At 68.6% G+C, this 15,173-nt stretch carries 14 protein-coding genes and 4 tRNA genes; 9 read left to right on the top strand and 9 right to left on the bottom strand.

Going from position 1 to position 15,173, the window contains the following annotated elements:
- Positions 1-4 precede the first annotated feature (4 nt).
- The 5 genes from pgsA to ABD679_RS05710 all read left to right on the top strand — a co-directional run bounded on the left by pgsA (position 5) and on the right by ABD679_RS05710 (position 2,858).
- On the top strand, positions 5-649 hold the full coding sequence (pgsA, locus tag ABD679_RS05730; protein WP_344758988.1) for a CDP-diacylglycerol--glycerol-3-phosphate 3-phosphatidyltransferase: 645 nt from the start codon (positions 5-7) through the stop codon (positions 647-649).
- Positions 640-715, top strand: a tRNA-Gly gene (locus ABD679_RS05725). The genes pgsA and ABD679_RS05725 overlap by 10 nt, the downstream gene beginning before the upstream one ends.
- Before the next feature lie 107 nt (positions 716-822).
- A tRNA-Cys gene (locus ABD679_RS05720) sits at positions 823-896 on the top strand.
- A gap of 139 nt (positions 897-1,035) precedes the next feature.
- Positions 1,036-1,122, top strand: a tRNA-Leu gene (locus tag ABD679_RS05715).
- 113 nt (positions 1,123-1,235) lie between these two features.
- Positions 1,236-2,858, top strand: coding sequence for an FMN-binding glutamate synthase family protein (locus ABD679_RS05710; protein ID WP_344758987.1), 1,623 nt, complete (start codon positions 1,236-1,238; stop codon positions 2,856-2,858).
- Positions 2,859-3,106: 248 nt separating this feature from the next.
- Here ABD679_RS05710 and ABD679_RS05705 read toward each other — a convergent pair whose 3' ends face one another.
- Entirely contained in the window at positions 3,107-3,322 is a 216-nt protein-coding gene (locus ABD679_RS05705) for a hypothetical protein (protein WP_344758986.1), read from the bottom strand.
- A gap of 238 nt (positions 3,323-3,560) precedes the next feature.
- Between ABD679_RS05705 and ABD679_RS05700 the strand changes: the two genes are divergently transcribed.
- Positions 3,561-3,635 (top strand) — tRNA-Val (locus ABD679_RS05700).
- Between the two features lie 59 nt (positions 3,636-3,694).
- On the opposite strand, the gene ABD679_RS05695 is transcribed toward ABD679_RS05700, so the two are convergent.
- Positions 3,695-5,302 carry an MASE1 domain-containing protein gene (locus ABD679_RS05695; protein WP_344758985.1) on the bottom strand — a complete coding sequence of 536 codons (1,608 nt, stop codon included), beginning with the start codon at positions 5,300-5,302 and terminating at the stop codon, positions 3,695-3,697.
- On the opposite strand from ABD679_RS05695, the gene ABD679_RS05690 reads away from it, so the two are divergent.
- The gene (locus tag ABD679_RS05690) at positions 5,293-5,931 is read left to right on the top strand and encodes a response regulator (RefSeq protein ID WP_344758984.1); all 639 of its coding nucleotides are present in this window, start codon (positions 5,293-5,295) and stop codon (positions 5,929-5,931) included. The genes ABD679_RS05695 and ABD679_RS05690 overlap by 10 nt on opposite strands.
- A 152-nt stretch (positions 5,932-6,083) precedes the next feature.
- Here the strand turns inward: ABD679_RS05690 and ABD679_RS05685 are convergent, their stop codons facing one another.
- The 3 genes from ABD679_RS05685 to ABD679_RS05675 all read right to left on the bottom strand — a co-directional run bounded on the left by ABD679_RS05685 (position 6,084) and on the right by ABD679_RS05675 (position 8,227).
- Positions 6,084-6,935 carry a tetratricopeptide repeat protein gene (locus ABD679_RS05685; RefSeq protein ID WP_344758983.1) on the bottom strand — a complete coding sequence of 284 codons (852 nt, stop codon included), beginning with the start codon at positions 6,933-6,935 and terminating at the stop codon, positions 6,084-6,086.
- 96 nt (positions 6,936-7,031) lie between these two features.
- On the bottom strand, positions 7,032-7,658 hold the full coding sequence (locus tag ABD679_RS05680) for a TetR/AcrR family transcriptional regulator (protein WP_344758982.1): 627 nt from the start codon (positions 7,656-7,658) through the stop codon (positions 7,032-7,034).
- A gap of 311 nt (positions 7,659-7,969) precedes the next feature.
- Positions 7,970-8,227 carry an acyl-CoA-binding protein gene (locus tag ABD679_RS05675; RefSeq protein ID WP_344758981.1) on the bottom strand — a complete coding sequence of 86 codons (258 nt, stop codon included), beginning with the start codon at positions 8,225-8,227 and terminating at the stop codon, positions 7,970-7,972.
- A 491-nt stretch (positions 8,228-8,718) separates the two neighbouring features.
- Here ABD679_RS05675 and ABD679_RS05670 point away from each other — a divergent pair, with 491 nt between their 5' ends.
- Entirely contained in the window at positions 8,719-10,710 is a 1,992-nt protein-coding gene (locus ABD679_RS05670) for an SDR family oxidoreductase (RefSeq protein ID WP_344758980.1), read from the top strand.
- Between the two features lie 139 nt (positions 10,711-10,849).
- On the opposite strand, the gene ABD679_RS05665 is transcribed toward ABD679_RS05670, so the two are convergent.
- The 3 genes from ABD679_RS05665 to ABD679_RS05655 all read right to left on the bottom strand — a co-directional run bounded on the left by ABD679_RS05665 (position 10,850) and on the right by ABD679_RS05655 (position 13,986).
- Positions 10,850-11,797 carry a restriction endonuclease gene (locus ABD679_RS05665; RefSeq protein WP_344758979.1) on the bottom strand — a complete coding sequence of 316 codons (948 nt, stop codon included), beginning with the start codon at positions 11,795-11,797 and terminating at the stop codon, positions 10,850-10,852.
- A gap of 192 nt (positions 11,798-11,989) precedes the next feature.
- Complete coding sequence (locus tag ABD679_RS05660) at positions 11,990-12,616, bottom strand: phasin family protein (RefSeq protein ID WP_344758978.1); 627 nt, start codon at positions 12,614-12,616, stop codon at positions 11,990-11,992.
- An 80-nt stretch (positions 12,617-12,696) separates the two neighbouring features.
- Entirely contained in the window at positions 12,697-13,986 is a 1,290-nt protein-coding gene (locus ABD679_RS05655; protein WP_344758977.1) for a patatin-like phospholipase family protein, read from the bottom strand.
- Between the two features lie 93 nt (positions 13,987-14,079).
- On the opposite strand from ABD679_RS05655, the gene ABD679_RS05650 reads away from it, so the two are divergent.
- The gene (locus ABD679_RS05650) at positions 14,080-14,790 is read left to right on the top strand and encodes a DUF8198 family protein (RefSeq protein ID WP_344758976.1); all 711 of its coding nucleotides are present in this window, start codon (positions 14,080-14,082) and stop codon (positions 14,788-14,790) included.
- Positions 14,791-14,897: 107 nt separating this feature from the next.
- Here the strand turns inward: ABD679_RS05650 and ABD679_RS05645 are convergent, their stop codons facing one another.
- On the bottom strand, positions 14,898-15,173 hold the full coding sequence (locus ABD679_RS05645) for a polyhydroxyalkanoic acid system family protein (RefSeq protein ID WP_344758975.1): 276 nt from the start codon (positions 15,171-15,173) through the stop codon (positions 14,898-14,900).

Raw genomic sequence — 15,173 nt, 5'->3', positions numbered from 1 at the left:
CGTTATGAAGCTGACCATCCCCACATGGCTGACCCTGCTGCGGATCCTGATGATCCCGGTGCTGGTGCTGGTGTTCTACCTGCCCTACAAGTGGACCAACCTGGCCGCCACCACGGTGTTCGCGCTGGCGTCGGTGACCGACTGGCTGGACGGCTGGATCGCGCGTCGTTACCACCAGTATTCGGCATTCGGCGCCTTCCTCGACCCGGTGGCCGACAAGCTGATGGTCGCCGTGGCGCTGTTCCTGATCGTCCAGGGCCACCCCACGGCGTGGATGGCGCTGTGGGCGGCGGTGATCGTCGGCCGCGAAATCGCGGTGTCGGCGCTGCGCGAATGGATGGCCGAGCTGGGCCAGCGGGCGCGGGTCAAGGTCGCCACCATCGGCAAGATCAAGACCGTGGCGCAGATGGTGGCGCTGCTGTGCCTGCTGTACTCGGTCTCGCCGGACCGCCTGCCCCGGCATGATCTGTTCATGCGCGACCTGGTTTTCCACGTTGGGGACTGGCTGCTGGCGGTCGCGGCGCTGCTCACGCTGTGGTCAGGTTTCGCCTATTTGCGCGCCGCGTGGCCCGTTTTGCGTGCCGGGGAAGGAATTCCTGTTGACAGTTCCGAACGCGACGGTAAAATTCCGGCTCCTCCGCGGGAATAGCTCAGTTGGTAGAGCACGACCTTGCCAAGGTCGGGGTCGCGAGTTCGAGTCTCGTTTCCCGCTCCAGATTCAGCGAAACCCCGGCACTGCCGGGGTTTCGTCTTTCCGGACCGCGCGCAATCGTCGCGCATGGTCCGCGATCCGGGTATCGTCACCTGGACCAATGCGTCACCGGCCTGGTGGCAGAGTGGTTATGCAGCGGCCTGCAAAGCCGCGTACGCCGGTTCAATTCCGACCCAGGCCTCCATCTTTCCGTACAGGGCCCGCTTCCGGCGGGCCTTGTCGCGTCCGGGATCGGCGGCGGGCGTTATGCCGGACCGCCATTTCCCCTCTGCCGCGAGAGTTGCGATCATCCCGCGCACCGGCCCCGGCCGGTTCGGCCCACCGCCCGGGTGGCGAAACTGGTAAACGCAGCGGACTTAAAATCCGCCGGCCGCAAGGCCTTGTCGGTTCGATTCCGACTCCGGGCACCACGCGCTTCCATCGACGTCCACGTGCCGGCAGGCATGCGGTCGGCCGGGAAACGTCGCGCCGCGTGGCGGGCGTCTGCAACAATGGCCGGCGACCGCAAGCCAAGGCCAGCCGCATGTCGCGTTACTTCCTGTACATCGCCTGCATCATCCTGACGCTGTTTTCGGCGTGGATGTCACTGCAGCATCCCGCCTGGCGCTGGCCGCTGGGCATCTTCGGCGCGCTGGCGCTGCTGGGGACCTGGGACATGCTGCAGACGCGCACCACGCTGCGCCGCAACTACCCGATCCTCGCGCACCTGCGCTACGCGCTGGAGTCGATCGGGCCGGAGATCCGCCAGTACTTCATCCAGGAAGACCTGCAGGAAGTGCCGTTTTCGCGGCGCCAGCGCGCACTCGTGTACCAGCGCGCGAAGAACGTGATCGACGTGGTGCCCTTCGGTACCGAGCGCAACGTCTACGGCCTTGATTACGAGTGGATCAACCACTCGCTGCTGCCGACGACGATCCCCTCGCACGATTTCCGCGTCCGCATCGGCACGGACACGGCGCAGCCCTACGACGCCAGCGTGTTCAACATCTCGGCGATGAGCTTCGGTTCGCTGTCGGCCAACGCCATCCGCGCGCTCAATGCCGGCGCCAGGCGCGGCAATTTCTACCACGACACCGGCGAGGGATCGATTTCGCCCTACCACCGCGAGAATGGTGGCGACCTGGTGTGGGAAATCGGCTCGGGCTATTTCGGCTGCCGCGGCGATGACGGGCGTTTCAGCGAAGAGCGCTTTGTCGCCAACGCGCACGAGCCGCAGGTGAAGATGATCGAGGTCAAGCTGTCGCAGGGCGCCAAGCCGGGCCACGGCGGCGTGCTCCCGGGGCCGAAGGTCAGCCACGAGATCGCGATCACCCGTGGCGTGCCCGAGGGGCTGGACTGCATTTCCCCGTCGCGGCATTCGGAGTTTTCCACGCCGGTGGGGCTGCTGGAATTCGTCGCCCGCCTGCGCGAGCTGTCCGGCGGCAAGCCGACCGGATTCAAGCTGGCGATCGGCCATCCGTGGGAATGGTTCTCCGTCGCCAAGGCGATGCAGGAAACCGGGATCCTGCCGGACTTCATCGTCGTCGACGGCGCCGAGGGCGGCACCGGTGCGTCGCCGGCGGAATTCATCGACCACGTCGGCCTGCCGATGCACGAGGCACTGATGCTGGTGCACAACACGCTGGTGGGCGTGGGGCTGCGCAACCGGATCAGCGTTGGCGCCGCAGGCAAGATCACCAGCGCCTTCGACATCGCCCGCACCATGGCGATGGGCGCGGACTGGTGCAATGCCGGGCGTGGCTTCATGTTCGCGCTGGGCTGCATCCAGTCGCTGAGCTGCCACACCGACCGCTGCCCGACCGGTATCGCCACCCAGGACCCGAAGCGCTGGCGCCGGCTCGACGTGCCGGACAAGGCCACGCGCGTGTTCCAGTTCCACGAAAACACCGTCAAGGCGCTGCGCGACCTGCTGTGCGCCGCCGGGCTGGAGCATCCGCGACAGCTCGGGCCCGAACACATCCTGCGCCGCGTCTCGCGCACGGAGGTCCGCTCGCTGGCCGCGCTGTACCGCTTCCTGGATCCGGGCGAACTGCTCGAACGCATGCCCGAGCACGCGGTGTTCCGCAATTTCTGGTCGGCGGCACGCAGCGATTCGTTCGTCGCACCGGACCGGGTGCTGGCGATGCGGGAGGTCAAGAACCGGTAGGGGCGGGACCGGTCACGATCGTTGGGGCGGGAACATTCCCGGTCGTCACGCCCGCCGCGATTGTCATTCCGTCCCAATGGTCACCATCGGCCACGATCGTTGTCCCAAGCCCCGACCGTTATCCCCGCGCATGCGGGAATCCAGTGGCTTTGGCGGTGCCTCGCAGCAAAAAGCTCGCGGCTGAAGCCGCTCCTGCAACAGCGCCCTGCGAACAGCGCGTGGCGCGGCGGAAACCCGCTCCTTGCCGCTCAGCCGTGGCAGGCCACCAGCACCGTATCGCCGCAGCGCATCCTCACCTTGACCCCGGTCGGGCGGCCGGTGCTGTTGTGCCGGGCGCAGGCCAGGCGCTCGGCGTGTTCCAGCGCCTGCAGCGGCGTCGGATCAGGCGGCTCGTTGCCGCCGTTGACGGTGTGGACCACCCAGCCGCGTGCCGACTGCTCGATCGAAAACAGCTCGCGTTCCATGAATGCCTCCCGGAAGCCATTGCCATGCCGACAGTGATGCAAGTCCCGTGCCGGACAGGGATCGCTTCCTGAGGGCCCGGGGCGACCGGCGGAGATGACGCCATGCGGCATCCGGGTGCCGTGATGCGTCGCTGGCGACCTGGCCGGAGCGGTGGGATTCCGTCCGCCGGGACGCGGACGACCACCGGCATGGGTTGGCAACGAGCGCCCCATCCGGATACACTTCGCGCCCCGAATCGGGCGGTTAGCTCAGCGGTAGAGCATTGCCTTCACACGGCAAGGGTCACAAGTTCGAACCTTGTACCGCCCACCATCGGACGCACGGGCCACCCTCAGGGGTGGCCTTTTCCGTTTCGGGCCCGGGGCCTGGGATCAGGGTTCCAGCTCCTCATCGGGCAGCCGCACCCACAGGTGCACCCAGTGCCGTGGCATGCCGCTGTCCGGATTGAAGCGGTAGTCGGCGTCGATGGCGTCGGCGCGGTCGCGGATGTTGAGCAGGCCGCGGCCGGGGCGCTCGGGGTCGACGGCGATGGCGCCGGCGTGGTCTTCGATTTCCAGGATCAGCTCGGAGGCGGCGGGCGAGGGCAGCAGCACCAGGCGGATGTGCATGCGGCCGCCGCAGCCGTGGCGGGCGCCGTTGGTGACCGCTTCCTGGCAGATGCGGTACAGGGCGGAGGCGATGTTGTCGGGCAGCTGGTCGACGCGGCCCTGGACGCGGCTGGTGTAGAGCACGCCGTGGTCGCGCAGCAGTTCCAGGAACGGACCCGCTGCGATGGCGCGCGACAGGCCGAAGCGGTCGAGCACCGCCGGGTGCAGCTTGTCGATCACCTCGCGCAGGTGGCCGTGGGCGCTGGTGATCAGGCTGCTGATCGACGACAGGCCCTTGAGTACTTCCGGGTTGGACGCGGTGAGTTCCACGATGCGCAGGCGCGTGGCGATGGCGGTCATGTCCTGGCCGATCTGGTCGTGCAGTTCCACGCCGATGCGGCGGCGTTCCTGTTCCTGCAGCACCGCCATGCGATTGGCGGCCAGGGTGAGTTCGACGCCGCGCCGGCGCAGGGCACGCACGATCTCGTCCATCTCCCGGCGCTGCGTGCGCAGGGCATCGGTGGCCACGCCCAGCAGCAGCGCCGCGCAGCCGGCCATGCCCATCAGCAGCGGCAGCTGGCCAGGCTGAAGGGCGCTGGCGAACGGCAGCGGCACCACGATCAGGGTCACGCACAGCAGCCCGTACGCGACGGCGGTGGCCCGCCATCCGTAGCGATGCGCGAGCAGGAACAGCGGCAGCAGGGCCATCGCCAGCGGGTAGATCGGGGCTTCGATGGCGGGCAGCAGCGCCAGCGCGAGCACGATCGCGGCCGGCGCCACGGCCACGCCCCAGGCGGCCAGTTCGGGCCACGGGTGACGCTTCGGTCCGACCTGTTCGGCCAGCGCCAGCATGATCGGCACCAGCAGCACGCTGCCGGCGAAGTCGCCCAGCGCGAACGACACCAATGTGGCCGGGAGCCCGGCGCCGAGCATGCCACTGTCGTCGAGGTCGATCGCGGTCAGCAGGATGCTGTTGAACACGGCCGCGACGAACGCCACCGCGAACAGCCGCGGCAGCGCCTTGACGGCCGGCGTTCCGCGGCCGTGGCGGCCGATCCCGCGCAGCACCGTCGCATAGACGCACCAGGGCAGGACGGCGCCGAGCACCAGGTTGACGGGGTTGGCGTAGTCCAGTCCGATCGCGTTCCACGCGAGCAGGGTGGCGACCTCGACCCCCGCCATTACCGGCCACAGCCGCCGCGGCAGCAGCCACAGCGTGCCCAGGCGCAGGCCCGCGGGCAGGAACCACAGCGTGCTGGAAGCCGCGAGCAGCGCCATCCATGCGGCGGGGTACAGGGCCAGCCCGATCACCGCAGGTCGACGCCACCATGGCGATTGCGTTTCAATGGTGGCGTTTTCGGGAAGTTCGGGCGGCGGATTGGATGTCGACACTGCGCATTGTCCTGGTCGATGACCACCCCATCGTGCGGTCCGGCTTCCGCCAGCTGCTCGAGCTCGAGCCCGGCTGGGAAGTCATTGCCGAGGTGGGCAGCGCGCAGGAGCTGGCGGCGTGGATGCTGCACTCCACCTGCGACGTGCTGGTGCTCGACCTGTCCCTGCCGGACGGCGACGGCCTGGTCATGCTACGGCACCTGCTCGCCCAGCGGCCGGATCTGGCGATCGTAGTGCTGACCATGCATGACGGCGCGCTGTACGTGCAAGACGCCATCGCCGCGGGTGCGCGCGGCTTCGTCACCAAGAGCTCGGCGCCGGACGAACTGGTGGACGCCATCCGCGCCGTCGGCCGGGGCGAAACCTACCTGGGCACCGACGTGCGCGATTTCGAAGCCGACGGCATGCAGGAAGGCCACAGCGAGCTGCCCGAGCTGACCGAACGCGAAGCCCAGGTCTTCCTCCTGCTGGCCCGCGGGCATTCGGTCGCCCGGGTGGCGGCGACGGTCGGCATCAACGCCAAGACGGCGTATGCGCACCGGACGAACATCTACACCAAACTCAGGCTGACGTCGGATTATGAGTTGCGGCTGTTGGCGATGAAGCGGGGGTTGATTGGGAGGGCCTGAGGGGGAGTTCGTCATCCCCGCGTCGGCAGGAAGCGCTTTGCAACAGCCTAAGGCTGGTCATCCAGTGGCTTCGGCGCGGGCGACGGCAAAAGCTCGCGGCTGAAGCTGCTCCTACAGGAGCGCGCAGGCACAAGCGTGCCGGAGTGGTGCCGTCACTCGAGCTGCGACTTTGCGTAGGCCGCGTCCAGGGCCTCCATGGCATCGCGCGGCTTGAGCTTTGCGGCCTTTTCGTATGCGGCTGCGGCGGCGTCTTCCTTTTTTTCGCCGTGCAGCAGCATCAGGATGTTGCCGTGCTCGATGTGGGCAATGGGAGAGTCGGGGGTGAGCTTGAGCGCGGCCTTGATGTGCGATTCGGCCTCGGCAGCCTTGGCGCCGTAGGTCAGGCCGCCGATCATCGCGCCGATCTTGCCGATGATCTCGGCGTGGTACAGGGCCAGCGCGGTGTGCGCTTCGGCGTGTTTGGGCGCGAGTTCAAGCGCGCTGTCCAGCGACTCGCGTACCTTGCCGGCGATGCCCTGCTTGAGCGCCTTGGCAACCGACAGCCCCTGGCTGTAGCGGCCCAGCGCGAAGGCGTGCCGGTAGTGGCTGTTGGCCTCGCCAGGCAGCGCCTTGATCGCGGCTTCGGCCAGCTTGGCAGCCTGTTCGAAGCGCTTGAGCTGCTCGGCCTCGGCGTCGACGAGATAGCTGGCGTGGATGCCGATCGCTTTCACCGCCACCGAGGTGCCTACCGGTCCGAGCGCACTGCCAGCGTCGAAGGCGGCCTTGAAGTCGCCCGCATGGAAAGCGCGCCAGGCGTCCTGCAGCGCGGTTGCGAGCGCGGCGGCGTCCAGCTTCGGCGCGGCCTTGCCGGCCGCCTTGAGCAGCGTGGCGGCGCGTTTGTCGTCGGGGAAGGGCTCGCAGTCGCCGGCGTGCAGTTTCGGCCATGCCTTCTTCAATGCGTCGCCGGCGTAGGCAAAGGCCCTGGCGTCGTGCGGAAATGCGGCCCAGGAGGTCTTCGAAGCCATGATCGCGTCCTGTCTGATCGGTGCGTCGAGCATTGCCCGACGCGGCGCGGCTGGCAAGGGGCAGCAGGGGCCATCCGGGTCGTGACGGCCCGGGCGTCAGTCGATGTACGCCTGGGTCAGGGTGTTCAGGTGCACGCGCTCGGCGTCGCGCAGGAACGGGGCCAGCAGCATCATCACCTGCACGATGCCGTCGCGGATGGCGGCGTTTTCGTCCTTGTCGCCACGCACGGCGGCGTAGTTGAGCCAGAACGTGGCCAGCACCAGGATGTTGGTGGCCGCGGCGTCCAGTTCGGCCGCCGAGGCGCGCATTACGCCGGCCTGGGAAAGGCCGCGCATCACGGCGTGTGCGTTGTCGTCGGCGCGCTTGAGGATGCGCGCGAAGCGCACGCGCAGGCGGCGGTTGCGGCTGAGGATCTCGACCAGGTCGCGGTACAGGAAGCGGTAGTCCCAGATGCACTCGAACACCAGGTGCAACTGCAGCCAGATGTCCTCGAGGTTGGGCAGGCGGCCGTCCGGCGCCGCCAGAGCATCGTCCATGCGCGCATCGAAGCGCGCGAAGAGCTGCTCGATGATGTCGTCCTTGTTGCGGAAGTGGTAGTACAGGTTGCCGGGGCTGATCTCCAGCTCGTCGGCGATGTGGTTGGTGGTGACCGTCGGCTCGCCCTGCGCATTGAACATCGCAAGCGAGCAGTCGAGGATGCGGCGGCGGGTGTCGCGGGCCATGGCGGGTTCTCTGTTCCCCTGTCTCTTCCCCGTCGAGGAGAAGGCCTGCTTTCTCCCTTCCCATCAGGGGGAAGGCCTGCTTTTTCTTCCTCCCCTTCAAGGGGAAGTCCTGCTTTTTCTCCCTCCCCTTCAAGGGGAAGTCCTGCTTGTTTCTCCCTCCCCTTCAAGGGGAAGTCCTGCTTGTTTCTCCTTCCCCTTCAAGGGGAAGGCCGGGATGGGGATGGGTTTGGTACTGCTGCGGGCGACAGGCGCGACCGGCGGGAAACCCATCCCCAGCCAAACCCTCCCCTTGCAGGGGCGGGCTCCAGGGCTCAGCCCCGCAGTTTGCCGACCAGGTCGATGTATTTCTGCCTGGCCTCGTCCTGGGTGGTGCCCTTGAGCTTGGCCCAGGCCTCGTACTTGGCGGTGGCGACGAAGTCGAAGAAACCCGGTTTCGGGCCGCTGACGTCGCCTTCCGAACCTTGCTTGTAGAACGCGTACAGGCGCAGCAGGGTGTCGTTGTCGGGGCGTTCGGACAGTCCCTGGACATCCTGCCTGGCCTGTTCGAAGCGTGCTTGCAGATCGGACATGGTGACCTCCCGGAAGACGCCCGCATGACAGCACGCGGGCGAAGGAGGGTCAACCGGTGCACGCGTGCCCCTGCAAGAGCGGCTTCAGCCGCGAGCCTTTGCCGGCACACCCCGCACCGGAGTGACTGGACCCCGCCTGCGCGGGGACCACGGTCAACGGCTTGGCCTTCGCGGGGCTGACGGTCAACGACTCTGCTTTTGCGGGAATGACGATCGACGGCCCGGCTCTTGTAGGAGCGGCGGGAGCCGCGAGCTCTTGCTCCCCCGGGCAGGGGAGTGGGCATCTTCCGGATCACCCCGAACCGCAGGCGCCCCCTCCCACCTCCCCACGCCTTCGCAGGGGGAGGGCCAAGCCGAAAGCCCGCGGCTGAAGCCAGTCCCACAGGCTGCGGGCGGCCGTTTCGGCGCGGGAATTGTCCCGGCCGCGCCGCTCTGGCATTTTGGCCGGCAATGGTCGCCGCCGTGCGACGCGATCCCATGAGGGCAAGGACATGAGCTATTTCGTTACCGGCGCCACCGGGTTCATCGGACGCTTCCTGGTCGCCAACCTGCTCCGGCGCAAGGGCACGATCCACGTGCTGGTGCGCAAGGACTCGCAGAAGAAGTTCGACGCCATCGCGAAGAAGATGGGCTGGGATCCCAAGCGCATCAACGTGCTGCACGGCGACATGGCCGCCGCGCGCTGCGGGCTGACGGCCGCGCAGGCGCGCGCGCTCAAGGGCAAGGTGAAGCACTTCTTCCACCTGGCGGCGATTTACGACCTGGATGCCGGTGCCGAGGTGCAGCGGGTGGCGAATGTCGAAGGCACGCAGAACGCGCTCGACCTCGCCGCCGCGATCGAGGCCGGCTGCTTCCACCACGCGAGTTCCATCGCCGCGGCAGGGCTGTATCCGGGGATTTTCCGCGAGGACATGTTCGACGAGGCCGAAGGCCTGGACGATCCCTATCTGCGCACCAAGCACGATTCGGAGGGGCTGGTGCGCGAAGAGAAGCGAATCAAGTGGCGCATCTACCGTCCGGGCATGGTGGTCGGCCATTCGCAGACCGGCGAGATGGACAAGATCGACGGGCCCTACTATTTCTTCACCCTGATCAAGAAGCTGCGCGAAATGCTGCCGCCGTGGATGCCGACGCTGGGCCTGGAGGGCGGGCGGATCAACATCGTGCCGGTGGATTTCGTCGCCGACGCGATGGACCACATCGCGCACAAGCCGAAACTCGACGGCCACACCTTCCACCTGACCGACCCGGAGCCGATGCGCGTGGGCGAGGTGCTCAACACCTTCTGCCGCGCCGGCCATGCGCCGGAGATGACGATGCGCATCGACGCGCGCATGTTCGCTTTCGTGCCGCCGGGCATCCGCGGCGCGGTCGGCAACCTGCCGCCGGTGCGGCGCTTCGTCGGCATGCTGCTGCGCGACTTCAAGATCCCCAGGAGCGTGCTCAGGTTCATCACCTATCCCACGCGCTTCGACAGCCGCGAGACCGAGCGCGCGCTCAAGGGCAGCGGCATCGCCGTGCCGCGGCTGGAGGACTACGCCTGGCGGCTGTGGGACTACTGGGAACGGCACCTGGACCCGGACCTGTTCATCGACCGATCGCTCAAGGGCAAGGTGCGCAACAAGGTCGTCGTGATCACCGGCGGGTCGTCCGGCATCGGCCTGTCGACCGCCAAGCGCGTGGCCGAAGCAGGTGCGACCACGGTGATCGTGGCGCGCGGCAAGGAGGAGCTGTTCAAGGCGCGCGACGAAATGAAGGCCGCGGGCGGCAAGGTGTTCGCCTACACGGCGGACCTGTCGGACATGGCCGACTGCGACAGGCTGGTGAAGAAGGTGCTCGACGAGCACGGCCACGTCGACGTGCTGATCAACAACGCCGGGCGCTCGATCCGGCGTTCGATCGAGGCCAGCTACGACCGCTTCCACGACTTCGAGCGCACGATGCAGCTCAATTACTTCGGCAGCATCCGCCTGATCATGGGTTTCATGCCGACGATGACCCATCGCCGCAAGGGCCACATCATCAACATCAGCTCGATCGGCGTGCTGGCCAACTCGCCGCGGTTCGCGGCCTACGTCGCGTCGAAGGCGGCGCTGGACGCGTTCAGCCGCTGCGCACAGGGCGAACTGTCGGGCAAGGGGATCGCCTTCACGACGATCAACATGCCGCTGGTGAAGACGCCGATGATCGCACCGACCAAGATGTACGACAGCGTGCCGACGCTGACGCCGGACGAGGCCGCCGACCTGCTGGTCAAGGCGATCATCGAGCGCCCCAGCCGCATCGCCACCCGGCTGGGCATCTTCGCCGCGCTGATCAACGCAGTGGCGCCGAAGGCCTACGAAGTGGTGATGAACACCGCGTTCGAGCTGTTCCCCGACTCGGCCGCCGCCAGGGGGGACAAGAAGGCGCTCAAGGGCGAGGCCGAGCCCAGCGGCGAACAGATCGCCTTCGCCTCGCTGATGCGGGGGGTGCACTGGTAGAGGTTGCGGGCGCCCCGGGTTTGTCCGCCGGTCCCATTCGAATGCCTGTGGGAGCGGCTACAGCCGCGATGCCTTCCGGTCATTGTCCACAGTGCAAAAGCTCGCGCCTGAAGCCGCTCCTGCAACGGGCCGTGGTGCGTCAGTAACTCCTGCACTGCCGGAACCGCGTCTGCGCGGTGCTCCCCGGCGGCGGGGTGAGCTGTATGCGCGAGGACGCCAGCGCGTCGTGACGCAGTAGCAGGGGGCAGATCTCGTCGAAGGCGTCGGGCTGCGTTTCGAGCAGGTAGACCTGCAGGGTGGACTGCGTGGACCACACCGCGCGGTCCACCATCGGCAGGGTGGAGACGGCGTCGGCAACGTCCGTGCGCTGCCGTTCGAGCCCTTCCTCGCTGTCGTCCGCTGTCGGCACGGCCGCGGGTGCGGCGTCGCTCGCCGGCGCCGGCGCCGGCGCGCTGCGCTGCGCCGGGGCGGCCACCGTCGACGACGCGCCGGGTGCCGGCGACGGCAGCGCAAGGAACACTGCAAGTCCCGCCACCAGCGCGAGCAGCCATGACAGCAGCGTGCGCTGACGCGCCCTGGTCGCGGCGCCGGCGAGGATGGAGGCGCGCGATTCGGCATCGATCAAGTCGCGCAGTTCGGGCCAGAGCGCGGGGCCGTCGAGCAGTTCGATGCGCTGCATCTTTGCCGCCGGCCGCGCTTCCATGGCGATGGCGCCCTGGGTGGCGAGGATGCCGCCGGTGGCGTTGGCCAGGCGGATGGCATTGCCCAGTTCGGCGACCTGTCCGCTCCCCAGCACGAAGGCACTGCCGTGCTTGCACGACAGCAGGTAGCGTCGGCCGTCGCGTTCGAGGGTGTAGTCGTCGTCGCCGGACGGTGCTTCGCGGTCGAACACGCGCGCATAGCCGCGGCGGCCCATCGCATCGAGGACCAGGTGGATGAACTCGCGCCAGGACATCGCTGCCAGCGCGGCAAGTCCGGCCGCGGTTTCATCGCGGCGCATGACCACGAGGCGGAAATAGAGGGTCCCGGCCATGCCGATCAGGACGGTGACGGCGAGGGCGATGATCCAGTGCGCGCTTTCGGTCACGGGGTTCGGTCCGCTGTGGGGACCGGAAGGATAATCGCTGCGTGCCCCGGCTGCGCACCCGAGCGCGAAAGATGCGGGGGGAAGAGCCCGCCAGCCTGCAACCGAACGGGGAGGGGGAAACAGACGGTCGTTGAACGGCTGGCGGGCGAAACAGCGGCCGCCGCACTGGCGCGGCGGCCGGATGGGCGGGGATCAGCCCTTGGCGACGGTCTTGCGGGTGGCCTTCCGGCGCGTGGTGGCGCGCTTGGCGGTCTTCGTCGCCTTGGAGGCCTTCTTCGCAGGTGCCTTCTTCGCGGGGGCTTTCTTCGCCGCAGCCTTGCGCGCGGCAGACTTGCGCACCGTGGCCTTGCGCGCGGCGCTGCGGCGCGGCGCCGAGCCGCCCTGGCGGCGCAGTTCGGCGGTCAGGTCCTCGACGCGGTCGCTGAGATCGGCAAGGTCGTCACGGCCGGGCACGCCAAGCCTGGTCAGGGCGCGCTGGACGCGGTCCTCGAAGACCTTTTCGAGCCGGTCCCAGGTGTCGGTGGCGCGCTCACGGGCCTGGTCGACGCGGTTCTCGACGGCGTCACGCACGACGGTGGTGCGGTGGCCGGCGAACCTGCGCGCGGTCTGCTCCAGGTTCAGGCCGTCCTTGACCAGGCCTTCGAACAGCTTGGTGCCCTCGGCCTGGGCGCGGCCGAATGCGCCGACACCGGCGAGCCAGATCTGCTGCGCGGATTCGCTCAGCGTCTTCGACAGCTTCTCGGCCTGCGCCTGCAGGTCGTCGGCGCTGGCGCGGGAGCCGGCGGTCTTCTTCTTCGCGGTCTTCTTGAACTTGGCCATGTGCCCTCCGGCGGGCTCGTGTGATTGCGATGCAGGATCACCGCATTGTCTAGAGCATTCACACAAGACGTGGCGCCGGTTCAGCGTTCGCGGGCGCGTGCCCTGGGCCGCTTGTCGCGGCGGGCGATGACGCGCTCGGTGGCGTCGAGTGCGCGGCGCAGTTTCGCCGTGGTTTCGGTGCTGCGCGGCGGGCGCCTGGCGAGGCCGTCGAGCAGGGTGCGGTCGTCGTCCTCCAGCACCTCGTCGCGCAGGCGGATGCCGTTGGCGGCCAGCATCGGGCGCAGGTCGCTGGCGCGGCGGCGCAGGTCGTCGACGGTGTTGCGCCAGGCCAGCTGGCACACGCGGCGGCGCGCGGCGAAGCTGAAGGCGTTGGTGTGGAACAGTTCGCCGTCGCGGGCATTGGGCTCGAACACGACCTGGTCGATGTCCGGGTACTGCTGCGCGTAGCGCGCCAGACCCACGTGCATGCGCGACTGCAGCAGGGTGCGGAAGGTCTGCGACAGCACCGCGGGCAGGCCGCCGTGCACCAGCCGCTGGCCGTCGTTGTCGTCGTCCACCGGCGCGCCGCCACGGGCATCGCCGAGGCCGGCGTTGAACGGCACCAGCGGGTTGATGCCGATCAGCAGGTCGATGTCGCGCTCGAGCAGCACCGAGGCGTGCATGGTGCGGCGCAGGGCGCCGTCGACCAGGTGCCGGCCGCGGACTTCCACCGGCGGGTACAGGCCGGGCAGGGCAGCGCTGGCCTGCACGGCGCGCGAGATCGGTACGTCCTCCCAGCCTTCGCCGCCGAACAGCACCGGCTCGCCGCTGTCGAGTTCGACCGCCACCACGAACAGCTTCGCGTCCAGCTCGCGGAAGTCGTTGCTGCGGCCGCGGCGGGTAAAGATGTCGCGCAGGAAGCGTTCGACCTCGGCGTTGTCGAACAGTCCCGTCGGCACCAGCCCGCCGAAGCGGTTGATCAGGTCCGACCAGCGCACGTCGAGCGGGTCGAGCAGCACGCTGCGCCACCAGTCGAGCGTCAGCCGTGGCAGGCTGGCGGCGCGCTGCAGGTATTCGAACAGGGCCGGGCGCAGGAAGGTGTCGGCGCGGAAGCGCGCGTCGTCGCTGTCGCCGGTGATGAAGATCCGGCACATCTGTTCGGTCGACAGGCGGTTGGCCAACCCCGCCGCCAGGAAGGCGCCGCTGCTGACGCCGACGTAGCTGTCCAGGTCGGTGAGGTCGAGGCCGTCGAGGGCTTCGTCCAGCGCGCGCAGGGCACCGAGTTCGTACATGCCGCCGATCGGACCGCCGCCGGCGATGGCCAGGCCGATCCGGGCCGGGCCGCGGGAGGAGGGGTTGCCGCGTTTCCGGGCCGGGTGGAGTGAAAGCATGCAGGTGTCGAGGGCGGGGTCGGCCGGAGTGTAGCCGATGGCTGCCAGGCACCCGGGTGGCGGCCTTCACCCGCGGCCTGCGAATATGCGCACATGCCACGCCCGTCACTGTCCCGCCGTCTCGAGCGACGCCTGGCCTGCCACCAGGCACTGCATGACCCGCAGCGCGAGCCGCGCAACCGCCTGCGCTGGCTGCCGGAACTGCGCCGCTGGCAGGCCGGACGGCTGCGCGGCAGCTTCGCGCATTTCCTCGAGGACCCGTCGCGGCGGCCGGCGGCGGAGTTCTTTCTCGACGACGTCTACGGCGACCGCGACTTCACCCGCCGTGATGCCGACATCGCGCGCGTGCTGCCGATGATGCAGCGCCTGCTGCCGGAGAAACTGCTGGGCACGGTGGCCGACGCGATCGAACTCGGTGCACTGACCCAGGCGCTGGACCTGCGCATGGCGCAGGCGCTGCAAACCCTGGCGCCGCGGCGGAAGAAGCTGGACGCGGCGCTGTACGGCGAGGCCTACCGCGAGGTCGGCCTGCCGCGGCTGCGTGCGTACCAGATCGACCTGATCGGCAGCGTCGGCAGCGGCTTCGGCAGGGCGCTGAAACTCCCGGGCGTGGCCGCGCTGCTGGCGTTCTCGCGCGGACCGGCGAAGCTGGCCGGGCTGAGCGAGCTGCAGGGGTTCCTGGAGCGCGGCGTGGCGGCGTTCGAGGAACTGGGCAACGCCGATGCGTTCGTGGCCGAGATCGAGCGCGCCGAGCGCAAGGCGTCGAAGCGGTTGTTCGCGGGGCACGCCGACCCGTTCGGCTGACCGCGTTCCAACGCAGCTGTTGCAGGAGCGGCTTCAGCCGCGAGCCTTTGATGTTCCCTGAATCTCCAGGAGCTCGCGTCTGAAGCCGCTCCTGCAGGAGCAGGTGCCTATGAAAACTTCTCGTCCAGCACCTTGCGGATTTCCTGCTCCACGGTGCCCTGCAGCGCGGACAGCAGGAAGCCGAGCTTGGCGGTGACGTGCAGCTGCTCCGGGGTGACGGCGATGTTGCCGTCGACGCCGGCACGCTTGAAATGCATGTCGTCGCCTTCCCAGCCGTATTCGAAGTCGAAGCGGTCCGCCAGCTTGCGGGCGACGTCTTCGACGGCCTCGCGCGCCTTGGCGATCGGCATGGAATGCGGGTGGTGGATGTCGATGCCGGCCAT

This window comes from Luteimonas lutimaris (assembly GCF_039537065.1).
Classification (GTDB): Bacteria; Pseudomonadota; Gammaproteobacteria; order Xanthomonadales; family Xanthomonadaceae; genus Luteimonas; species Luteimonas lutimaris.
The sequence above is the reverse complement of the archived record's forward strand: the minus strand, read 5'-3'. Positions and strand labels throughout refer to the sequence as shown.

Coding starts and splice junctions, on each gene's coding strand:
- pgsA (WP_344758988.1), top strand. CDS start 5: ATGAAGCTGACCATCCCCACATGGCTGACCCTGCTGCGGATCCTGATG.
- ABD679_RS05710 (WP_344758987.1), top strand. CDS start 1,236: ATGTCGCGTTACTTCCTGTACATCGCCTGCATCATCCTGACGCTGTTT.
- ABD679_RS05705 (WP_344758986.1), bottom strand. CDS start 3,322: ATGGAACGCGAGCTGTTTTCGATCGAGCAGTCGGCACGCGGCTGGGTG.
- ABD679_RS05690 (WP_344758984.1), top strand. CDS start 5,293: ATGTCGACACTGCGCATTGTCCTGGTCGATGACCACCCCATCGTGCGG.
- ABD679_RS05685 (WP_344758983.1), bottom strand. CDS start 6,935: ATGGCTTCGAAGACCTCCTGGGCCGCATTTCCGCACGACGCCAGGGCC.
- ABD679_RS05680 (WP_344758982.1), bottom strand. CDS start 7,658: ATGGCCCGCGACACCCGCCGCCGCATCCTCGACTGCTCGCTTGCGATG.
- ABD679_RS05675 (WP_344758981.1), bottom strand. CDS start 8,227: ATGTCCGATCTGCAAGCACGCTTCGAACAGGCCAGGCAGGATGTCCAG.
- ABD679_RS05670 (WP_344758980.1), top strand. CDS start 8,719: ATGAGCTATTTCGTTACCGGCGCCACCGGGTTCATCGGACGCTTCCTG.
- ABD679_RS05660 (WP_344758978.1), bottom strand. CDS start 12,616: ATGGCCAAGTTCAAGAAGACCGCGAAGAAGAAGACCGCCGGCTCCCGC.
- ABD679_RS05655 (WP_344758977.1), bottom strand. CDS start 13,986: ATGCTTTCACTCCACCCGGCCCGGAAACGCGGCAACCCCTCCTCCCGC.
- ABD679_RS05650 (WP_344758976.1), top strand. CDS start 14,080: ATGCCACGCCCGTCACTGTCCCGCCGTCTCGAGCGACGCCTGGCCTGC.
- ABD679_RS05645 (WP_344758975.1), bottom strand. CDS start 15,173: ATGGCCGGCATCGACATCCACCACCCGCATTCCATGCCGATCGCCAAG.